The 5,813-nt window shown below is 69.7% G+C and carries 5 protein-coding genes; 4 read left to right on the forward strand and 1 reads right to left on the reverse strand.

Annotated features, from left to right (window positions below):
• A partial coding sequence (locus VGH85_05450; GenBank protein ID HEY2173241.1) for a molybdopterin-dependent oxidoreductase occupies positions 1-1,358 on the reverse strand: 1,358 nt, incomplete at its 3' end.
• 396 nt (positions 1,359-1,754) lie between these two features.
• Between VGH85_05450 and VGH85_05455 the strand changes: the two genes are divergently transcribed.
• The 4 genes from VGH85_05455 to VGH85_05470 form a co-directional block, all read left to right on the forward strand.
• The gene (locus VGH85_05455; protein ID HEY2173242.1) at positions 1,755-2,102 is read left to right on the forward strand and encodes a cupin domain-containing protein; all 348 of its coding nucleotides are present in this window, start codon (positions 1,755-1,757) and stop codon (positions 2,100-2,102) included.
• A 69-nt stretch (positions 2,103-2,171) separates the two neighbouring features.
• Positions 2,172-4,148 carry a molybdopterin molybdotransferase MoeA gene (locus VGH85_05460; protein ID HEY2173243.1) on the forward strand — a complete coding sequence of 659 codons (1,977 nt, stop codon included), beginning with the start codon at positions 2,172-2,174 and terminating at the stop codon, positions 4,146-4,148.
• Positions 4,145-5,281, forward strand: coding sequence for a histidine kinase (locus VGH85_05465; GenBank protein HEY2173244.1), 1,137 nt, complete (start codon positions 4,145-4,147; stop codon positions 5,279-5,281). The genes VGH85_05460 and VGH85_05465 overlap by 4 nt, the downstream gene beginning before the upstream one ends.
• Positions 5,282-5,337: 56 nt before the next feature.
• Positions 5,338-5,813, forward strand: a 476-nt coding sequence (locus VGH85_05470) for a response regulator transcription factor (GenBank protein ID HEY2173245.1), incomplete at its 3' end; no start/stop codon positions are given.

Here is a 5,813-nt window from a genome sequence, read left to right on the forward strand (position 1 = left end):
TGACCCCAGGTGACCATGATGTCGAGCTGCTCGGCCTGCATGGTCGCCGGCAGCACCAGGTCGGCGAACTTGGCGGTGTCGTTGATGAAGTGGTCGCTGACCACCGTGAACAGGTCCTCGCGCATGAGGCCCTGCATCGTCTTGGCCTGGGCCGGTCCCTGGGAGACCGGGTTGGAGTTGTAGACGAACAGCGACTTGAGCGGTGGGTCGAGCCGCATCTCGCCGGTCAGCGCCATGCCGAGGTCGAGTTCGTTGACCACCCGGGTGCCCTCGGGGATCCACTGCGGCATGCAGATCTTGTCGAACAGGGTGGGGAACTCCCAGATCGGCATCTCCATCGTGCCGCCGCCGACGTGGCGCCACGCGCCGACCAGGGCGGGCAGGCAGGTGATCGCGCGAATTGCGTCACCGCCGCCGCGGCTGCGCTCGATCGCCACACCTTGGCGGATCGCGGCGGGCTGGCTGGTGGCGTACTCCCGGGCAAGGGTGCGGATGTCCTCGGCGGGGATGCCGGTGATCTCCGAGACGCGTTCCGGCGGGAAGTTCGCGGCGCGCTCGGCGAGTTCGGCGTAGCCGACGGTGTAGTTCTCGACGTAGTCGGTGTCGGTGAGCCCCTGGGCGATGATCTCGTGGATCAGTCCCAGTGCCAGTGCACCGTCGGTGCCCGGCCGAATCGGGATGTGCCAGTCGGCCTGCCGCGCGGTGCGGGTGCGCACCGGGTCGATCACCACGATCTTGGCGCCGTTGTCCTTGCGGGCCTTCAGCAGGAATGGCCAGCCGTGCAGGTTCGTGCTGGTCATGTTCATGCCCCACACGATGATGTACTTCGAGTAGGCCATCGACTCCACATCGAGCCCGCCGGTGCCGCCCACGGTCATGTGCCAGGCCGTGGAGGACCCGGACTCGCAGTAGGTCTTCTCCGCCACGGTCGAGCCGAGCCGGTTGAAGAACGCGTCACCGGAGGTCAGGCCGTTGATCACGCCCTGGTGGCCGAGGTAGGCGTGCGGCATGATCGCCTGGGCGCCGTACTCGTCGATGATCGACGTCCAGCGCTGTTTGATCTCAGTGAGCGCCTCGTCCCAGGTGATTCGTTCGAACTGTCCGGCGCCCTTCGGCCCGACCCTGCGCAGAGGGTGCATGAGGCGGTCGGACTGGTAATGGTGCTCAGGGAAGTTCTTCAGCTTGACGCACAGACCGCCCTTGGTCATCGGGTGGTTCGGGTCGCCTTTGACGTCGACGAGCTTGCCGTCCTCGACGTGGTAGAGCATCGCGCAGGTGTCCGGGCAGTCGTGCGGACACGCGCCGCGGATGATTTTCAGTTCTTTGCCGGTGGGGCTGGCCTCGGGTGTGAGCGTCATCGGGAGAGTCCTCCACAGAGTCCGAGCTGGCGAATAGGTCGACCGGACAGCCGAATAGGGGCCCCAGTGAGCCAAGCCAGCGTTACGGCGATATGACACTCCGATGAAGCTGTGTAACTCTCGCGAAATTGCTGTCGACCATTCGCGATCAACACCCTGTAAATGCAGGTACCGTCCGAAAACGGCACGGGTCGGTGTTGTTTCGCTCGGGTAAATCCCCTGCTCAGCCCCCATGTTGCGGCTCCTGGCGTTGGTGCATCCATGTTTGCAGGTGTTTTCAATCAGCGCCACCGGATAGAGTTCCTCGGGTCGGAAGCGTGAACAAGTTAGCACCGAATCAGGCACCGGCTGACGGCCCGAAATCTTCGAGTTGCACCGACAGAAGAAAGAGTGACGATGACTACCCAAACCGCCGAGTACGCCCGCTCTTTGATCACCGCGGAGGATTTCGAGCCGTTCGTGGTGGGCGGGGAGGCCATCGGTGAGGTCCACTGGATCCGAACCGAGGGCGCTGAGGGCGCGACCCTGGCCGTGGGGCTGTGGCGTTCGGAGCCGCAGAGCTTCCCGTACCCGTTCACCGCCGACGAGACGATCCACGCTCTGGAGGGTGAGCTCGTCATCGATCTGGAGAGCGGCGAGAAGGTCACCCTGCGCCCTGGTGACATCGCGTCGTTCACCAAGGGCACCAAGTCGACGTGGACGGTCACCCAGCCGTTCAAGAAGCTGTTCGTCATCAGCGGCTGACAGTGACCGCGTGGTCCGGGTGGCCCTGAGGGGTCGCCGGATCGCGCGGCGTGCGGAGGAGCAACCCCAGTGACATCCACCCCGGCGCGACCCCGAACCGAGACCCCTCCGCCGACGGCCCCCGAGCGTGACCCGTCGTCCGTCGCGGTCGAGCACGTGCGCGCCGATACCGACGCCGTCGCGGCTGAGCCGGTCGGCGAAGCGTTCCGTACCTGGGTGCGCGCGTGTGCCCGCGCCGGCTGGAGCGCGGTCGGGGGTACGGAGACCGTCGCTGTCGCCTCGGCACGGGGTCGGGTCACCGCCGAACCGGTGCGCGCACGCTGGTCGGTTCCGGCGTACCGCGCGGCGGCGATGGACGGCATCGCGGTCACCACCGCCGGCATCGATGCGCAGACCCGCGCAGGCGGCGCGATCGCCAGTGATCCCGCGGTGGTCAGGCTGTCGCCGGAGCAGTTCGACCACGTCGACACCGGAGACCCGGTACCCGAGGACCGCGACGCGGTCGTCATGCGGGAACTGGTGACGCTCACTGCCAGCGGCCACGCGGAGCTCAGCGCCCCGGCCGTCGCCGGCCGCCACATCCGCCCGGTCGGAGAGGACATCGAGGCCGGCGCGGTCGTGCTCCCGGCCGGGCACCGGGTCCGGCCGGCCGATGCGGCCGCCCTCGCCGCCGCCGGGCACGTGAGCATCCTGGTCAGGCGTCGGCCGAATGTCGCGATCCTGCCCACCGGTGACGAAATCCGTCCGGTCGGGGCGACCCTGGCACCAGGACAGATCCTCGACACCAACTCGATCATGCTCGCGGGGCTGGCCGAGGAGGCCGGCTGCCTGACCGAGACGCTGCCCATCGTCCCCGACGTACCCGACCAGATCGCCGCCGCGGTCGCCGCCGCGGCGAGAGAGGCGGACCTCGTGCTGGTCATCGCCGGATCCAGTGCCGGGCGCGACGACCACACCTCCTCGGTCATCGGGCAGCTGGGGCGGGTGGCGGTGCACGGGGTGGCGATGCGTCCCGGTCATCCGGTTGTCCTCGGGGTGCTCGGCGGTAGCGAAGACGACGCGGACAGCCCCGGGCTCTCCGGCATCGACGACAACGTCGGGGACGGCGCCGGTGCCGTTGCCGCGGTCGAGCCGAAGGGCCCGCTGCCGCAGGTCCGGCCCGGGACACCGGCGGTTCCCGTGGTGGGGATCCCCGGGTACCCGGCCTCGGCGGAGCGAGCCTTCACCTGCTTCGTTCGCCCCATGCTCCATCGCATCCTCGACACCGGAGCCGTCGGCGGGGTGGAGTACGGCGTCCCGGCCCGCCTGGCCGGCCCGATCGTCTCCGCCGAGCATCTCGACGAGTATGTGCGGGTGCGGCTCGCCCGGGTCGTCGCCCCACGCACGGGGCACGCCACGCTCGTCGCTGTCGCACTGCCGAGGGGAGCGGGTGCCCTGAACACACTCGTGCAGACCGAGGCGATCCTGCGGATCCCCGCCGGCGACACCGGCTATCCCGCCGGCGCCACCGTGCGCCCGGTGCCGGTCGAGGGCGCGGCCTTCGCCACCGGCACCACCATCGTCACCGGGCTTCGTTCCCCGGCGACCGACGCCCTCGCCGACCTGCTCGGCGCCGACCTGCCGGTCGCCGCGGTGCACTGGCACACCCTCGGCGAACACTCCGCCGTGGAAGCCCTGGCCGACGGGCTCTGTCACGCCGCCGCAGTCCTGGTCGATGTTGCGGGCGCGCTCCCCGATGAGCACCTCGCCGCCGGGCTGGTCGAGCGCCTCGGCCCCATCACGCTGCTCGAACTCGCCCGCGTCGGGGCGCAGGCCGAGATGCTCGTCGTACCCGCCGCCGCGTTCGACAGCCGCGCGGTCGAACAACTGCGCACGGCGCTCAGCTCGATGGGCTACCGGCGGGCGCTGCGCCGGCTCGCCGGCTACTCGGGGCGCGGCGCCGGGCACGAAACATGGCACGGCCCGGCGGCACCCCCGGCGAGCGCCAACCCGACAACCGCACCTTCGGTCCCGGCGAACGGAGCCACCCAATGTGCTACACGGTGAAATCGATCGACGACGTCCGAAACCTTGTGCTCGCCACCCGGGGGCTGGCCGGGCTCTGCGACCTGCCCGCCCTGGTCACCAAGGCCTGCCGGCGACTGTTCGACCTGATCGCCGCCGACGTCGCGGCCATCGCCATCTACGACGGCGAGGACACCCTGATCCTCGGAGCCGCCGAGGGCAGTACCGCGCCGCTGGCCGGGATCCGACTTCCCCGCGGTGTGGGGCTGGGCTGGCGCGCGCTGGAACGCAGCATGCCGACCACCACCGGCAACTGCGCCACCGACGCCGAGCACCTCGACGACCTCGTCGAGGTGCTCGTCGCCGACGACATCCGCGGGCTGGCCGCCGTGCCGATCGAGTTCGGGGGGAACTGGCTCGGGGTGATGTACGCGGGCATGCGCGGACGGCGGGTGTCGCCGCGGACCACGCTGCTGATGAACGAGTTCGGCGCCTCCCTCGCCCCGCTGATCGTCACCGCCGCACGCGCCGACCGGGCGGGACAGCTCGCGGTCGAGGAGGACCGCCAGCGCATCGCCCAGCAACTCCACGACACCGCGGGACAGCTGCTGTTCAAGATCTCGATGTCCGCCAAGGAAATTCAGCAGACCGCCGCTGCCGATCCCGAAACCGCGACCCGGTCCGCCCGGGAGATCGAGGCCGACGCCGCCGAGGCCTCGGCGTACCTGCGCGAAGCCATGCACAGCCTCATGCCGACCGCCGGGGCCCTCTCGGTCACGATGCGTCGGGACGTGGCCACCTTCGCCTCCCGCACCGGCATCGCCACCGAGGTCGTCACCCTGGGCACCCCCGCCCCGGCAAAACCCGAGCTGGAGACCATCCTGCTCTCCACGTTGCGCGAGGCCCTGCACAACATCGAGAAACACGCCGGGGCCAGCGCGGTGCTGGTGTCACTCGCCTACCAGTCCCATCAACTCGTCCTTGCCGTCGAGGACGACGGCAAGGGGCTGCCCACCGACTTCGAACTCAATCCGGTCCCCGGTCGCGGTTCCGGACTGGGCATTCCAGGGCTGTTGCAGAAGGTCAACGGGACCGGCGGCGTCCTGCGGCTGGCGGCCAACGACGACGGTGGCACCAGCCTGCGCGTCACCATCCCACTGGTGGACTGCCCGTGAGTACCCCGTCGCCGGGCTCCGCCGCGCCGACCCCGGTTGCGACGGACCACCTCTCGATGAGCACCGTGCTGATCGCCGACGACCATCCACTCGTCGCGCACGGCATCGAAAGGGTCCTTGCCGCGACGTCCGAGTTCACGGTGATCGCCGCGTGCTACTCCGGCAAGGACACCCTCGAGGTCGCTGAGCGCACCCGGCCCGACCTGATCCTGCTCGACGTGCGCCTCGGTGACCTCAACGGCTCCGACGTCTGCCGCGAGCTCGGGACCAGCACGCCGGCAGCGAAGATCGTCATGCTGACCGCCTTCGACGACACCGAGAACCTGCGGCGCTGTTTGGAAGCCGGCGCCGCGGGCGTACTCCTCAAAGGCACCCTCGACCTCGACCTCGTCCAGGCCCTGCGTGACGTCCGCGACGGTCGGCTGGTCGTCGACGCCGGGATCGCCCGAGCGTTGGAAACAGCGAGCGGGCTGCTGAAGACCGATGGTGCCAGCTACCCGCAGTTGCGTCCTCGGGAAGTCGACGTGCTGCG

Source organism: Mycobacteriales bacterium (assembly GCA_036497565.1).
GTDB lineage: Bacteria > Actinomycetota > Actinomycetes > Mycobacteriales > QHCD01 > DASXJE01.

Bases quoted from the DNA above. Each gene is read 5' to 3' on its own strand.
- VGH85_05455 (HEY2173242.1), top strand. From the start codon at position 1,755: ATGACTACCCAAACCGCCGAGTACGCCCGCTCTTTGATCACCGCGGAG.